We start from the raw sequence: 14,622 nt of genomic DNA, 5'->3' as shown, positions 1-14,622 counted from the left end.
ATGGCGCCGATCCGCAAGGCGGGCAAGCTGCCGCGTCCGGCGGCATCCGTCGACTACGCGCTCGAGTACGGCACGGCCTCGATCGAGATGAGCGACGACCTGCCGCGCGGCTGCCGCGTGCTGCTCGTCGACGACATCCTCGCCACCGGCGGCACCCTGCGGGCGGGCCAGCAGCTGCTCGCGGAGCTGGGCCTCGTCTGCGCCGGCACCGCCGTGATCATGGAGCTCGACGGTCTCGGCGGGCGGGACGTCTGCGGACCGGTGCACTCGGTCTTCCGCGTTTGATGCGGAGGCCGGCGCTCAGAGCGTCGGCGTGGCCATGCGTCGAAGGGCGACGCCCTGGCTGACCGCGAACGCGGCGACATCGATCGCGAGGACGAGCGCGGCCACGCACAGCACGACCGTGCCGGCGAACAGCCCGGTGGTGGCCAGGCCCGTGCTCGCCACGATGTTGGCGATCATGACCGCGCGCGTCCTCGACCGGAGCGGGCGGGCGAACGACGCCGTCCACACGTAGCCGCCCCAGAGCGCCGTCGCGACGCCGACAGCGGCGAGCAGCAGCGGCGGCAGAGCGACGGAGTCGCTCGTCAGCGGTGCGGACAGGGCGATCAGAAGACCGAGCGCGACGCAGTAGACGGCGTCGACGCGCAGGCTGAGACGGGCGATCCGGATGCCACTCATACGACCCATTCTGGCCGCGGTGGTCCGCACGGTCGACCCGCGCCGGTGCACGCGGGGTTCAGCTGCGCGGAGGCGGCGGGGCCACGGGGAATGGGATACTCGGAGCACTCCACCGCGACTGCGCGCAGGGCCCCCGCCCCGCCGCTCCGACCGAAAGGCCCCCGTGGGAACCGCGACCTCCGAACCCACCGTGCACTTCACCTCCTCGACGGCGGCGCAGATCCGCTACGCCGGTGAGGTCGACGAGGTGTACGCCTCGACGGCGGAGGGGCTGCGCGGCCGCGTGGTCGAGTCGATCCGCCTCATCGCCGCGTCGGCCGGCGAGCCGGTCACCGCGATCGTCGTCGAAGGCTCCGTGCGCTGGCCCCTGATCGTGCACCCCGACGGCAGCTTCATCGAGGCGACGACTCTCGCCGAGACGGAGGACGGCGAGCCCGCGGCGTCGCCCCGCGCCGCGCGCGCGGGTGATGCGCCCGCTGCCGCGCGCCCCGCCGTCGCTCCGGATGCCGCGGACGACGCATCCCGCGAGAGCACCGCGGCCGCCGCGGTCACCCCCGCCCCAGCCGCCCCCGCGTCGGCCCCGTCGCGTCCGGCGGCGGCCCCCGCCGCGCCGCGATCGGCCGCGCGTGCCGAGGCGGCGGCGCCGGCATCCGAGGCCCCGGCCCTCCGCGGCACCGCGCAGCGCGGCGAGGCGCCGCGTCGCGAGTCCGCCGCGCGAACGGCGCCGACCGTCGACGACCTGCTGGCCTCGCGCGCCGACCGGGCGAAGCCCCGTGCCATGCAGGGGTGGCAGGGGGCGGTCCGCCGTGCGACGGCCGGTCTCATCTCGCCCCGTCCCGGCAAGACGGAGCAGTCGCGCCTCGACCGCGAGCGCGCCGTGCAGCGCCGGCTCGACGGACCTCGGACGATCGTCATCCTCAACCCGAAGGGCGGCGCGCACAAGACGACCTCGACGCTTCTGCTCGCCGCGACGTTCGGAACGCAGCGCGGTGGGGCCACCCTCGCCTGGGACAACAACGAGACGCGGGGAACCCTGGGCTGGCGCGCCCAGAACGCCCCGCACCACCGCACGGCGGTCGACCTGCTCGAGCACCTCGACTCGTTCGCCGAGCCGTCGCAGGCGAGTCTCGCCGCTCTCGACACCTATGTGCGGACGCAGGTGGATGCGCGCTTCGACGTGCTCGCCTCGGACGAGGACGCCGCTGCCTCCTCTACGATCGACGCGGCCGCCTTCGACCGGCTGCACGGCGTGCTCTCGCGCTACTACCGCCTGCTCATCGTCGACACCGGCAACAACATGCGCGCTTCGAACTGGGTGGCCGCGGTCGCCGCCGCCGACCAGCTCGTCATCGTCTCGACCGTGCGTGAAGACACCGCCGCGAGCGCGGCGTGGCTGCTCGACGGCCTGCGTGAGAAGGGCTTCGACCAGAAGATCGACGAGGCCGTGACGATCCTCGCCGCGCCCTCGGCCAAGCCCGACCGCAAGCTCGCCGAACGGCTCGAGAAGCACTTCGCGCAGGTCACCGCCGACGTCGTGCACGTGCCGTTCGATGCGGCGCTCGTCGACGGCGGCCCGATCGACTTCGATGCGCTCTCGCCCGAAACGCGCGACGCGTGGCTCTCGGTCGCGGCATCCATCGCCGCCCGCCTCTGAGCGGTAGGCCCCGAAGCGGCCCCGTCCGGCCGTTTTTCCGCGGTGTGACGGCCGCGTAAATCCTCCGCGTCAGTGTGCGCGAACGGCCCGCCCGGCGCGCACGAGCGCCCTAGGGTCACGGGTAACGACGAAGGCGTGGCCTTCTGCTCGCGGGTCCGCCGAAGAGGAGGACCCATGACCGAGACGGCCGTCACGCCGCAGAAAGCGCGCCGCACCCGTACCGACAACACCGTCGACACGATCCCCCCGCTCGCGCGGCTGTTCCCCCTGGGACTGCAGCACGTGCTCGCCCTCTACGCGGGAGCGGTGGCCGTGCCGCTCATCGTCGGCGGCGCTCTCGGGTACAGTTCGGCCGACCTCGCCTTCCTCATCAGCGCCGACCTGTTCATCGCCGGCATCGCGACGATCGTGCAGTCCGTCGGCTTCTGGCGGTTCGGCGTGCGCCTTCCCCTCATGCAGGGTGTGACGTTCGCCGCGGTCGGCCCGATGATCGCGATCGGGCAGCAGCACGGCATCACGACGATCTTCGGCTCGGTCATCGCCGTGGGCCTGTTCATGATCCTCGTCGCGCCGTTCTTCGCGCAGCTGCTCAGGTTCTTCCCCCCGATCGTGACCGGCACGGTCATCCTCATCATCGGTCTGTCGCTGATGAAGGTCGCCGCCGGCTGGATCGTCACGGGGTCCAGTGCCGACCACCCCGGCGCGCCGCCCGTGAACGTCGCCTTCGCCTTCGGCACGCTGCTGTTCATCGTGCTGCTCGAGCGGTTCGCCCCGCCCGCGCTGGCGCGCGTGTCCGTGCTGCTCGGCCTCGTCATCGGAACGATCGCGGCGCTGTTCGTGCCCGGGATGGTCGACTGGTCGGGTGTCGGCGAGGCACAGTGGTTCGCCGTGGTGACCCCGTTCCACTTCGGTCTGCCGACGTTCGAGATCTTCTCGATCCTGTCGATGCTGATCGTCGGCATCGTCATCATGACCGAGACCACCGGCGACATGATCGCCGTCGGCGAGATCGTCGACAAGCCGGTCGGTCGTCGCCAGCTCGCGGACGGCCTCCGCGCCGACGGGCTCGGCACGCTCCTGGGCGGTGTGTTCAACACGTTCCCGTACACGGCCTTCGCGCAGAACGTCGGCCTCGTGTCGCTCACCGGCGTGCGCTCGCGCTACGTCGCCACGATGGCCGGCGGCATCCTCGTCGTCCTCGGCCTCATCCCGAAGGTCGCCGCCCTCGTCGAAGGCGTGCCGCGCGCCGTCCTCGGCGGCGCCGGGATCGCGCTGTTCGGAATGGTCGCAGCCAGCGGCATCCGCACCCTCACGAAGGTGAAGTTCAACAACAAGAACGTGCTCGTGGTGGCCCTCTCGGTGGGTGTCGCGCTGCTGCCGACCGTCGCCCCGACGATCTACGACCAGTTCCCGGACTGGTTCCAGCTGATCTTCGACTCGGGCATCTCGGCCGGTGCGATCGTCGCGATCCTGCTGAACCTGCTGCTCAACAGCGAGCAGATGCGCGCGGCGCAGAAGGACGAGCCCGCCCTCGGCGGCTACGACGCCGTGCGCGGTCCCGCCGCCGCAGCACTGACCCACCCCGATGCGGAGGGCACCGGGCTCATCCCGACCCACGTGCTCGACGAGGCCTCCGACTCCGCACAGGACGCGAAGGCCTGATCCCCCCGGACGGCCACGCCCTCCGCGCGGACGAGAGCCGCGCGGAGGGCGTTCGTTCAGCGGTCGAGGTCGGCGCGGATGAGAGCCCTGATGCGTGCCGCGGCATCGGGCGCGGCGGCGGCGAGCGTGCCCAGCGCCGCGATCGGATAGCCGTCGGCGAGCCACCGCTGGGCGACGGCCGACACGTCCAGGCGCGCGTCGCCCGTCGATCCGGCACCGCCGTGCGGAGCGGCGTCGGAGGATGCCGGCTCGGCGACTGCGGCGGTCGCGCGCTCGATGCGCACGGGATCGACGACGTGGGCCGCGCGCAGGGCGTGCGCGGCGAGCTCGCGCGCGGCACGCAGGGCGCCCGCGTGCACGGCGCGATCGGCCAGCAGCGTCAGCGTGCGGGCGTGCTCGCCGCGTCGCAGTGCGGCGAGGGCGGTGGCACGGATCCCGGCCACGCTCGCGCGGCGAGCACCGGATGCCTCGCCCTCGACGGTTCCCGGGTGCCGCGTCGCGGGCCGCCCCGACGCGGACTCGGCCGGCGCCTCGGACTCGGCCGGCGACGCGGACTCGGTCGGCGCCTCGCCCGGGGCCTCGGCCGCGTGGTCGGCGCCCTCGCTGTCGAGAAGAGCGGCCACGAGCCGTGCGGGGGCTGCGGCATCCCACGGCCCGTCGCTGCCGCGGCGCTCGGCGTCGGCGGCGGCCACCGCCACCGCGAACAGGTCGTCGTCGATCGTGTCCGCCTGCGCGAGCAGCACGGCGGCGACCTCGGCGTACCAGCGCGCCCGGGTCGCGGCGGGGATGCGCCCGACCGCCTCCAGCGCCGCGTGCGCGGCGGCACGTGCCTGTTCGACCCGTCCGGCCGCATCGAGCACGACGGCCGCCTCGGCCAGTACGGTCGCCTCGCCACGCGCCCGCGTCCGGCGCTCCAGCGCGGTGCCGTGGCGCGCTTCCGCGACGGCGGCGACCACCGCCTCCGCCGCGCGCACCGCGGGGGCGGTCGGGCCGGTCACGGCGACGGTCGTGCGCAGGGCGCCCGTCGGAGGAATCATCGCCGAGCGCTCGATGAGCGCGAGCGCACGGTCGGCGGCGGCGCGCGCACGGGGCAGGTCGGGAGCGGCGGGTTCCGGGGTGTCGCCGTCGGAGGGCTCGCGCGCCGCCAGCAGCTGGGCGACGGTGGCCAGTCCCGAGATGTCGTCGGGGCAGGCGAGGGCGGCATCCGCGGCATCCGTCGCCACCGACCCGAGCGCCGCCTCGGCGACAGGGCTCAGCGCCAGAGCGGTCCGCACCGACAGTCGTGCGGCCACATCGGCCTCGGCGACCGCCCGGCGCACCCGGTCGCCGATCTCGTCGACGACGGCACGCGCCTCGCCCGCCGTGCGGCGGCCCGCGTCGACGCGTCCTGCCTGCATCAGCGCGACGGCGGCCACCGCGAGCGTGCGCGCGGCGAGCGCCCACTCTTCGTCCCGTGACGACCGGAACTGCCGTCCGCGCAGGTTCTCGACGCTCGGCGCCGCGTCGAGGTCGGTGAACGCCCGCTCGATGAGCCCTCGGGCATCCACCGCGGTTCCGGCGCCGTCGGCGCCCAGGTGCAGGGCGGTCCCGGCCACGGCCTGGGCCGTCCGCAGCAGCGCGCCGCGCGGGGCGTCGTCGCCGAGGCGTGCCAGCGCATCGTCCAGGATGCCTCGCGCCGCCGGGTCGCCCGCCCGTGCTGCCGCGCGCGCGACGTACGCCTGCTCGATCGCGACGTCGGTGCGCACGCGGGCGCCCAGCGCGACCGCCCGCTCGGTGTCGCCGAGCAGCGCGAAGACGGGAGCGAGGCGCCGCGGCACCGTTCCCCCGGCGGGTTCCCACCCCGCTGCGGAGACGAGCACAGTGGCGAGGGCGACGAGGTCGGCGGGGGTGCGAGCTGTCTCGGCGATCGCGGCCGCCGCCTCGCGGGCCTGCTGCGCCGCGGCATCCGGATCGCGCGCCGTCAGCACCTGGGCCCGGCGCGCGTCGGTGACGAGCGCGATGAGGCGTCGATGCTCGTCGCGGCGCGCGTGCATCGAGCGGGGGAAGGCCGCCGAGAGGGTGAAGTCCGGGGCGTTCTCCCAGCCCCAGTCGTCATGCGCCGATGCCGCCGAGGCGTGCAGCGCCGTGCGGAACGGCGCGAGTGCGCGCGCTCGGAATCCGGCGTCGTCCTCGGCTCCGGCCGGGAGCGGACCGACGTGCAGGGCGCGCACGATCCGACCGATGGATGCCTCGTCCCGCACCCACCATCGGCGCCCCGCGCCATCGCCGTCGACCCGCAGCTCCGTCGTGTCGGCGGTCGGCAGCAGCGCGGTGACGGCGGCGTGCGAGCGGCCCACCAGCCGAGCGAGGTCGTCGGTGGACAGTGCGAAGCCGGCCGCCGCGATCAGACCGGCCAGATGCGCCCCGAGACGCGTGCGCATGAGGCCCGCACGCGGCGACCGCGCGAACCGACCCGCGGGCTCCGACGTGGCATCCTCCCCGGTCACTCCAGTCGCAGACCGCCGCCGAGGTTGACGGGGCTGTCGACGATGTTGCCGACGATACCCCGGATGATGCCGGCGCCGTCGGCCCCGCGCAGGCTGTCGTACCAGGCGTCGGTCACGGCGGCGTCGAACGCGTGCGTCTCCCACCCGCGTCGCCGCGCGCGCAGGACGAGCTCGCCCGCGCGTTCGGCCCGGACTCTCTCGTAGCGGTGCAGGGTGTCGGCGACGCTCACGGTGTTGGTCGCGAACGCGATGCCGAGGGCGAAGGCGTCCTCGAGCGCGGAGCAGGCCCCCTGGCCGATGTCGGGCGCCGTGTTGTGCGCCGCGTCGCCGAGGATCGCGACGCGACCCTTCGCCCACGTGGCGAACGGGGTGATGTCCCAGATCTCGACGCGGTTGAGCGAGGCCGCGGGATCGATCGCGTCGATCAGCGACGTCACGCCCGGTGCCCAGCCGGCGAAGGCCTCGCGCAGGGGTGCGACGCCGTCGGCACGGTCGTACGGCAGACCCGCGGGCTGCGGCACGTCGAACCAGAAGTAGAAGCGGTCTCCCGCGACCGGCATGACCGCGGCGCGCTTGCCGTCGGCGACATACGTCGTCCAGGCGTCGGCGCGCCCGACGCCTGCGTCGACGGGGATGAGACCGTTGAAGTTGGTGTACCCGGAGTACTCGCGCACGATCTCGTCGGCGCCGTCGGGCTGCACGTACGCACGCGTGATCGAGCGTGCGCCATCGGCGCCGATCAGCACGTCGCCGGTGTCGGTCGAGCCGTCGGCGAACGTGACGGTCACCTGTGCGCCGTCGTCGGTGATCCGCGTCATCTTCATGCCGAGGTGGACGTTGTCGAGCCCCACTCTCTGCATGAGCAGCGCCTGCAGATCGGCGCGCGCCACCGGGTAGGGCTTCTGCCCGGTCTGTGCCGTCACGGGGGCGAGGGAGAAGTCGCACATCGTCTGGCCGGTGCGCCCGTCGAGGTAGACCATGTCGGCCATGTCGCCGCCGAGGGCGGCGACCTCGTCGGCGAGGCCGAGCCAGTTGAGCACCTTCACCCCGTTCGACCACAGCGACAGTGCGGCACCGACCGGCTTGTTCTCGCGCATCTGGTCGTAGACGACGACCTCGTGTCCGAGCTTCTGCAGCGCGATCCCCGCGCTCGTCCCGCCGATGCCGGCGCCCACGATGATGACCTTCATGCTCGGAGGCTAGGGCGGCCGTGTCACCTGCGTGTTACTGCGCGGATGCCACGCCGTTACACCGCGGCGCGTTCAGCTGCCGCGGTACGTGGAGTACGAGAAGGGACTGAGCAGCAGGGGCACGTGGTAGTGCGTGCGGTCGCCCACGGTGAACTCGACCGTCACCGACGGGTAGAAGGTCTCGACCCCGCGACCGGCGAAGTAGAGGCCGGTCGCGAAGGTCAGCGTGTAGTCGCCGGGGGGCAGCGCATCGGGACCGATCGAGAGCCGCCCGTCGTCGTCGGTGCGACCGCGCGCGACTTCGGTGCCGGACGAGTCCGCGAGCACGACGGGCACGCCCGTGGCGGGTGTGCCCGCGGTCGCGTCGAGGATGTGCGTGGTCAGGTGGCTCATGGGACTCCTCGGGTCGGCGCGGGATCAGAGGGCGGATGCCGGGGCATCCGCGACGGCGCTGCGCAGGCGCAGCAGGGCGATCTGACGGAGCTGGTCGAGGGCCTCGGTGCGTTCCGCCTCGTCGTCGAGGGCGAGGCGTCGGGTGAGCTCGCCGAGCATCTCGTCGGGGGTGCGCCCCGCCGCACGGATGAGGAACACGCGCCCGAAGCGCCGCTCGTAGGCGGCGTTGCCGGCGGCGATCGCCGCCGTCGTGTCATCCGCCGCAGTGCGCATCGCGGACTGTTCCGCGCGGGACGCGTCGGCTTCGGCCCCCTCGCCGCGCGGTCTCTCGCCGATGCGCGGGTGGTGTGCGAGCGCGGTGTCGAGATCGGCGGGCGTCCACAGCCGGGCGAGCGCGTCGGCGCGCGCGGCGAGGGCGTCGGCCGAACCGTACGGGCGTCCCGCGACGACCGCGTCGACCCAGTGCGTGATCGCGGCCCACACGCCGACGACGGATGCCGCCTCGGTGTCGTCCAGAGCGTCGAAAGCGGCCGGGGTGAGTGGGGGGTGCGGCATGTCAGTGGCCTCCGTGCACGATGAGCCAGCGGGCCACGGCGGGTTCGGCGCCGGCGTTGTGCAGGCGGTGGGGCCGCGAGCAGGGGTAGCTGATCGCATCGCCCGCGCGCAGCACCACCCGTTCGTCGTCGAAGTCGATCGTGAGCTCGCCCGAGACGACCGTGCCCACTTCGTATCCCTCGTGCCGGAAGAGCGATTCGCCGCCGTGGGCGCTGGAGCCCGCCGGGTACTCCGACTCGAAGTAGTCGACGCCGGGCGTCGCCACGGGCGAGATCCGACGGAACGTCACGCCGCTGCCGAGTTCGATGGCGGAATCCTGCGAGGCCCGGCGCAATCCGAAACCGGTGTCGACGGGCCTCGTGGCGGGCACGTCGTCGACGTCCGGAGCGTCGAACACCGAGGTCAGCGGCACATCGAGCGCGTCGCTGATCGCGATCAGCCGCGACACGCTCGGCTGCATGACACCGCGCTCGATCTGCGAGACCGCGCTCGGCGAGATCCCGAGGCGTGCGGCGAGGTCGCGCGCCGATATCCCCTGACGCAGTCGCAGGGCGCGCAGGCGCTCGCCGACGGTGCCGGCGACGTCGCCGGCGGAGGCATCGGCGACGGCGGTGTCGACAGGGCTCGCCGGGGTGGGGGTCATGTCCGGAATGCTAACCGGCTCGTCCGACCGGTGGGTGGCCGTCCTGGCGAACCGACATCTGTCCGAAACGTGTGAAGGGGCAACTTCACAACGCTGTTACATCGGCGAAACCGGCGGGGGAACGTGAAGCAATAACTTCACATCAGCACCACCAGGCCACGGACTCCACGTCGCGGTCCGCTCCACCTCCACGCCGCGACCGCGGCATCCATCGGACATTCCTGGAAGGTACCCATGCCCTCGACACCCACGCCCGCAGTGACGGGCCCCTACGACATCGTCGAAGCCGCCGGCATGCCGGCCGGCTCCGGCAACATGAAGCCCGAGTACGACGAGCGGCTCGCGAACGAAGACCTCGCGCCGCTGCGCAAGCAGAAGTGGTCGTCGTACAACATCTTCGCGTTCTGGATGAGCGACGTGCACTCGGTCGGCGGCTACGTCACCGCAGGCTCGCTGTTCGCCCTCGGCCTGCAGAGCTGGCAGGTGCTCGTCGCGCTGCTGGTCGGCATCGTCATCGTGCAGTACTTCGCGAACCTCGTCGCCAAGCCCAGCCAGAAGACCGGCGTGCCCTACCCCGTGGTCAACCGGGCGATCTTCGGCATCCGCGGCGCGAACATCCCCGCCATCATCCGCGGTCTCATCGCCATCGCCTGGTACGGCGTGCAGACCTTCCTCGCGGCCGAGTCGCTGAACATCGTCTTCCTGAAGTTCGTGCCCGGCTCGGCGTCGCTCCTGGACGTGTCGTTCCTGGGCCTGTCCGCCCTCGGCTGGATCTCCTACGGCATCCTCTGGGTCGCGCAGTTCCTGCTCTTCTGGAACGGCATGGAGGTCATCCGCCGCTTCATCGACTTCGCCGGTCCCGCCGTCTACGTCGTCATGATCCTCCTCGCGATCTACCTCGTCTCGCAGGCGGGCATCCAGAACATCTCGTTCAACCTGTCGACCAAACAACTCGGCTTCTGGGACTCGATCCCCGTCATGTTCGCCGCGATCGCGCTCGTCGTGTCGTACTTCTCCGGCCCGATGCTGAACTTCGGTGACTTCGCCCGGTACGGAAAGAGCTTCGAGGCGGTCAAGAAGGGCAACTTCTGGGGCCTGCCGATCAACTTCCTGTTCTTCTCGCTGCTGACGGTCATCACCGCCTCCGCCACGGTCCCGGTCTTCGGCCAGCTCATCACCGACCCGATCAAGACGGTCGAGGCGATCGACGGCTGGTTCGCGATCCTGCTCGGCGGCCTGACCTTCGTCACGGCGACCGTCGGCATCAACATCGTCGCGAACTTCATCTCGCCAGCGTTCGACTTCTCCAACGTCGCCCCGAAGAAGATCTCGTGGCGTGCGGGCGGCATGATCGCCGCGGTCGGCTCGGTGTTCCTGACGCCGTGGAACTGGTACTCCAACGACGACGCGATCCACTACACGCTGGGCCTTCTCGGCGCGCTCATCGGACCGCTCTTCGGCATCCTGATCGCCGGCTACTACGTGGCCGCCCGCCAGCGCATCAAGACGGATGCCATGTTCACGATGGATGCGAAGGGGCCCTACTGGTACCGCAAGGGCTTCAACCCCAACGCGATGAAGGCGCTGCTGGTCGCGGGCATCCCCGCCGTCTTCCTCGGGGTCTTCCCCAAGCTGTTCGCCGACATGGGGCTGTTCGACATCTCGTGGATCAGCGACTACAGCTGGTTCATCGGCTGCGGCCTCGGCTACGCCTCGTTCGTCCTGTTCGAGCGGTTCGACCCGCAGGTGCCGACCTTCGACGGCGAGAGCGCCGGAGTCTCGGACGGCACGATCGACGGCGGCGCCGACACGATCGACTCCACCGTCCCCGCGATCTCGGCCGAGATCCCGGTGGCCGCACCGGCGAGCGGAGCAGCCTCGTCGTGAGGATCTTGCTCCTGAACCCCAACACCTCCCGGGCGATGACCGCGAAGATCGCGGCCGCCGCCCGGGAGGTCGCGGGGCCCGGCGTCGAGATCGACGCCGTGTGCCCCGAGGTCGGACCCGCCGCCGTCGAGACGCACCTCGACGAGGTGCGGGCGGCGCTCGCCGTGGTCGAGCTCATCGAGGCCGACCTCGCGACCGGCGGCAGCGACGCCTACGTCATCGCCTGCTTCGGCGACCCGGGCCTCGACGCCGCCCGCGTGCTCGTCGATGTGCCCGTTCTCGGCATCGCCGAGGCCGCGATGCACGTCGCGGCGATGGCGGGGCGCCGCTTCGGCATCGTCACGACCCTCGGGCGCACCCTGGGACGCGCCCGCGACCTCGTCGCCCGCTACGGCATGGAGAGCGCGTGCGGCTCGTACGCTGCCATCGAGATCCCCGTGCTCGAACTCGAGGAGACGAGCGCGGCGACCCTCGCCGCCATCGAGCAGGAGTGCTCGGTGGCCGTCGCCGCTCCCAGCGGCGAGGCGGTGGATGCCATCGTGCTGGGCTGTGCGGGCATGGCCGACTTGTGCGACGTGCTCACCCCGCGCCTGGGCGTGCCCGTCGTCGACGGGGTCGCCGCCGCGGTCGGCCTCGCCGCCGGCATGGTGCGCATGGGCATCCGCACCTCTCAGCGCGGCGAGTACGCGGCGCCCGCGGGAGCGCGGAAACACGAGCGAAACCCTGCGCCGGTAACGTCGGAGAGTTCCCGAGGAGAGGCGGCCCCATGGCAGACGACACGGTGATCCGAGCCGAGCGCGCGTGGATCGACGGGGACTTCCGTCCGGTGCAGGTGCGCGTGACGAACGGTGTGATCAGCGAGATCTCCGAGCCCGTCGGCGCGCCGCGGGGCGCCGTGCAGATCCCCGACGACGCGGTGCTGCTGCCCGGTCTCGTCGACTCGCACGTGCACGTCAACGAGCCGGGCCGCACCGAGTGGGAGGGGTTCCGCTCCGCGACTCTCGCCGCCGCCGCGGGTGGCGTGACGACGATCGTCGACATGCCGCTGAACTCCATTCCGCCCACCACGACCGTCGCGGCCCTACAGATCAAGCGCGCCGCCGCCGCGGCCGCGGCGCACGTCGACATCGGATTCTGGGGCGGAGCGGTGCCCGAGAACCTCGGCGAGCTCGGTCCCGTGCACGAGGCCGGCGTCTTCGGGTTCAAGAGCTTCCTCGCCCCCAGCGGCGTGGACGAGTTCGGGCACCTCGATCGCGCACAACTGGATGCCGCGATGGACGAGATCGCCCGCATCGGGTCGCGCCTGATCGTCCACGCGGAAGACCCCGACCTGCTCGGCGACGGCGGGGCGCTCGGGCGCGGGTACGCCGCGTTCCTGGCATCCCGCCCGCCCGCGAGCGAAGAGGCCGCGATCGACGCCGTCATCGCCGCCGCGCGCCGCTCGGGCGGACGCGCCCACATCCTGCACCTGAGCGACGCGGCGGCCCTGCCCGCGATCCGCGCGGCCAAAGCCGAGGGTGTCGACCTCACGGTCGAGACCTGCCCGCACTACCTGACCATCACCGCAGAAGAGATCCCCGACGGGGCGAGCGAGTTCAAGTGCTGCCCCCCGATCCGCGAGGCCGGCAATCAGGACCTCCTCTGGCAGGGCATCGTCGACGGCACGATCGACGCGATCGTCAGCGACCACTCGCCCTCCACCGTCGAGCGCAAGCGGGCCGGGTCGGGCGACTTCGGCCTCGCGTGGGGCGGCATCTCGGGTCTGCAGGTGGGCCTGTCGGCCGTGTGGACCGAGGCGCGCCGCCGTGGCATCCCGCTCGAGACCCTGCTGCCGCTGTTCACGACCGGCCCCGCCCGCGTCGCGGGGCTGCCGCACGTCGGCCGCATCGAGGTCGGCGCCCCCGCGCACCTGACGGTGTTCGGCGTCGACGACGCGCTGCGCATCGACGCGCGCGCGCTGCAGCACCGCAACCCCATCTCGGCCTATGACGGCAAGGTGCTCACCGGCAAGATCCGCCGCACCTGGCTGCACGGACAGAGCGTCTTCGACGCCAGTGAAGGGGGCGCCGGCGAGGCGCCGTGGTTTCGCCGCCCGCCGAGCGGTCGGCTTCTGACGAGGGGGACGGTATGACGATCCTGCAGCCGGGCGTCGGTGAGATCACCGGCGACCACTATGTGGCGGCGACGCCGGGCACCGTCCTGTGGGGGCGCCTGCCCTGCGCCGCCGATGCGCCCGTGCTCGAGGTCGAGCCCGGAGCCACCGTGACCTTCGACACGATCAGCCACGAAGGCATCCTGCCCGATCAGGGGCAGGATCCGCTCGCCTACTTCACGGGCCACGGCGTGCCGGCCGACCAGGTGCTGAGCGACGCGATCGAGGTCGCGGCGACCGTCGCGCGCGACGCCGCCGCCGACGGTCCGCACGTCGTCACGGGGCCGGTGTTCGTCACGGGCGCCGAGCCCGGCGACCTGCTCAAGATCACCGTCGTCGACCTTCGACCCCGCGTGCCGTACGGCGTCATCTCGAACCGGCACGGCAAGGGCGCCCTCGTCGGCGTCCTCCCGCGCGGGCCCGAGAACGTGAGTGTCTTCACCCCCGTCGAGGACGGGGCCGGTGCGCTGCCGCTCGTCGAGGGCGGCGACCGGGTGGTGCGGTTTCCGCTGGCGCCCTTCCTCGGCACGATGGGGGTCGCCGTCGCCGGTGACGAACGCCCCCACTCCGTGCCGCCCGGCGCGCACGGCGGCAACATCGACATCAACCTGCTCGTCGAAGGCGCGGTGCTGTACCTGCCGGTGCAGGTTCCCGGCGCCCTCGCCTACGTCGGCGACCCGCACTTCGCCCAGGGCGACGGCGAGGTCGCCCTCACCGCCCTCGAGGCATCCCTGCGTGCGACCGTCCGCTTCGACGTCGTGCCGCGCGCCGAGGCGCTCGCCGCCTTCGGCGAGGTGACCGGCCCGCTCGTGCGCACGGCCGAGTATCTCGTGCCCACGGGCCTCGACCCCGACCTGAACGAGGCGATGCGCAAGGCCGTGCGTGCCGCCCTCGACCTGCTGCAGGCGCGGTACGGCATGGACGAGCACCTCGCCTATGCCTATCTGTCGGCGGCGACGGACTTCGACATCTCGCAGGTCGTCGACATCGTGTGCGGCGTGCACGCCCGTATCCGCGAGGCCGACTTCGACGCCGTTCGCCCCGCCGGGGACGCGGCGTGAATCGCGGCGTCGGGCCGTTGGCGGCGGCGCGCGTCCCGAACTCCTCCATCGGAGGCCGGAATCGGCCCCACGCCCGCTCGGGGGCCCCGCGGCACGCCGCCGTGGAGGAGTTGGGGACACCGACCCCGAGGGGAGTCGGCCGATGACCGCCGCCGAGACCACCCCGGCCCGCGCGATGCCGGTTCACAACTCCGGAACCCTGGCCGTTTCGCGGCGTCTGCGCGGCTCTCGCGGCCTTCGCCGGCCGAATCTCCGGAG

At 72.7% G+C, this 14,622-nt stretch carries 13 protein-coding genes; 7 read left to right on the top strand and 6 right to left on the bottom strand.

Going from position 1 to position 14,622, the window contains the following annotated elements; genetic code table 11:
• Positions 1-285, top strand: a 285-nt coding sequence (locus JOE64_RS14410; protein WP_275587414.1) for a phosphoribosyltransferase family protein, incomplete at its 5' end; no start/stop codon positions are given.
• Positions 286-300: 15 nt separating this feature from the next.
• Here the strand turns inward: JOE64_RS14410 and JOE64_RS14405 are convergent.
• Positions 301-681, bottom strand: coding sequence for a hypothetical protein (locus JOE64_RS14405; RefSeq protein ID WP_204964877.1), 381 nt, complete (start codon positions 679-681; stop codon positions 301-303).
• A gap of 163 nt (positions 682-844) precedes the next feature.
• Here JOE64_RS14405 and JOE64_RS14400 point away from each other — a divergent pair, with 163 nt between their 5' ends.
• Positions 845-2,335 carry a MinD/ParA family ATP-binding protein gene (locus tag JOE64_RS14400; RefSeq protein WP_204964876.1) on the top strand — a complete coding sequence of 497 codons (1,491 nt, stop codon included), beginning with the start codon at positions 845-847 and terminating at the stop codon, positions 2,333-2,335.
• Positions 2,336-2,509: 174 nt separating this feature from the next.
• Positions 2,510-3,997, top strand: coding sequence for a nucleobase:cation symporter-2 family protein (locus JOE64_RS14395; protein ID WP_204964875.1), 1,488 nt, complete (start codon positions 2,510-2,512; stop codon positions 3,995-3,997).
• A 56-nt stretch (positions 3,998-4,053) separates the two neighbouring features.
• On the opposite strand, the gene JOE64_RS14390 is transcribed toward JOE64_RS14395, so the two are convergent.
• The 5 genes from JOE64_RS14390 to JOE64_RS14370 all read right to left on the bottom strand — a co-directional run bounded on the left by JOE64_RS14390 (position 4,054) and on the right by JOE64_RS14370 (position 9,264).
• A complete protein-coding gene (locus tag JOE64_RS14390) occupies positions 4,054-6,417 on the bottom strand; it encodes a hypothetical protein (RefSeq protein ID WP_204964874.1) in 2,364 nt (787 codons plus the stop codon).
• Between the two features lie 62 nt (positions 6,418-6,479).
• Positions 6,480-7,673 carry an FAD-dependent urate hydroxylase HpxO gene (gene hpxO, locus JOE64_RS14385; RefSeq protein ID WP_204964873.1) on the bottom strand — a complete coding sequence of 398 codons (1,194 nt, stop codon included), beginning with the start codon at positions 7,671-7,673 and terminating at the stop codon, positions 6,480-6,482.
• Positions 7,674-7,745: 72 nt separating this feature from the next.
• Complete coding sequence (uraH, locus tag JOE64_RS14380) at positions 7,746-8,066, bottom strand: hydroxyisourate hydrolase (RefSeq protein WP_204964872.1); 321 nt, start codon at positions 8,064-8,066, stop codon at positions 7,746-7,748.
• A gap of 24 nt (positions 8,067-8,090) precedes the next feature.
• Positions 8,091-8,621, bottom strand: coding sequence for a 2-oxo-4-hydroxy-4-carboxy-5-ureidoimidazoline decarboxylase (gene uraD / locus JOE64_RS14375; protein WP_204964871.1), 531 nt, complete (start codon positions 8,619-8,621; stop codon positions 8,091-8,093).
• A 1-nt stretch (position 8,622) separates the two neighbouring features.
• Positions 8,623-9,264: a helix-turn-helix domain-containing protein gene (locus tag JOE64_RS14370; protein WP_204964870.1), complete on the bottom strand. Its 642-nt coding sequence runs from the start codon at positions 9,262-9,264 to the stop codon at positions 8,623-8,625.
• 234 nt (positions 9,265-9,498) lie between these two features.
• Between JOE64_RS14370 and JOE64_RS14365 the strand changes: the two genes are divergently transcribed.
• Genes JOE64_RS14365 through JOE64_RS14350 form a run of 4 tightly spaced genes read left to right on the top strand, consistent with a single transcriptional unit; the run spans position 9,499 to position 14,364 of the window.
• Positions 9,499-11,151: an NCS1 family nucleobase:cation symporter-1 gene (locus JOE64_RS14365; RefSeq protein WP_204964869.1), complete on the top strand. Its 1,653-nt coding sequence runs from the start codon at positions 9,499-9,501 to the stop codon at positions 11,149-11,151.
• A complete protein-coding gene (locus JOE64_RS14360) occupies positions 11,148-11,936 on the top strand; it encodes an aspartate/glutamate racemase family protein (protein WP_271202508.1) in 789 nt (262 codons plus the stop codon). The genes JOE64_RS14365 and JOE64_RS14360 overlap by 4 nt, the downstream gene beginning before the upstream one ends.
• Positions 11,918-13,282, top strand: a complete 1,365-nt coding sequence (gene allB / locus JOE64_RS14355; protein WP_204964868.1) for an allantoinase AllB — start codon at positions 11,918-11,920, stop codon at positions 13,280-13,282. Before JOE64_RS14360 ends, allB begins: the two co-directional genes overlap by 19 nt.
• A complete protein-coding gene (locus tag JOE64_RS14350; protein WP_204964867.1) occupies positions 13,279-14,364 on the top strand; it encodes an acetamidase/formamidase family protein in 1,086 nt (361 codons plus the stop codon). The genes allB and JOE64_RS14350 overlap by 4 nt, the downstream gene beginning before the upstream one ends.
• Positions 14,365-14,622: the final 258 nt, after the last annotated feature.

The organism is Microbacterium dextranolyticum (assembly GCF_016907295.1).
GTDB lineage: Bacteria > Actinomycetota > Actinomycetes > Actinomycetales > Microbacteriaceae > Microbacterium > Microbacterium dextranolyticum.
Note: the sequence above shows the minus strand (reverse complement) of the source record. Positions and strands in the feature narration are given on the sequence as shown.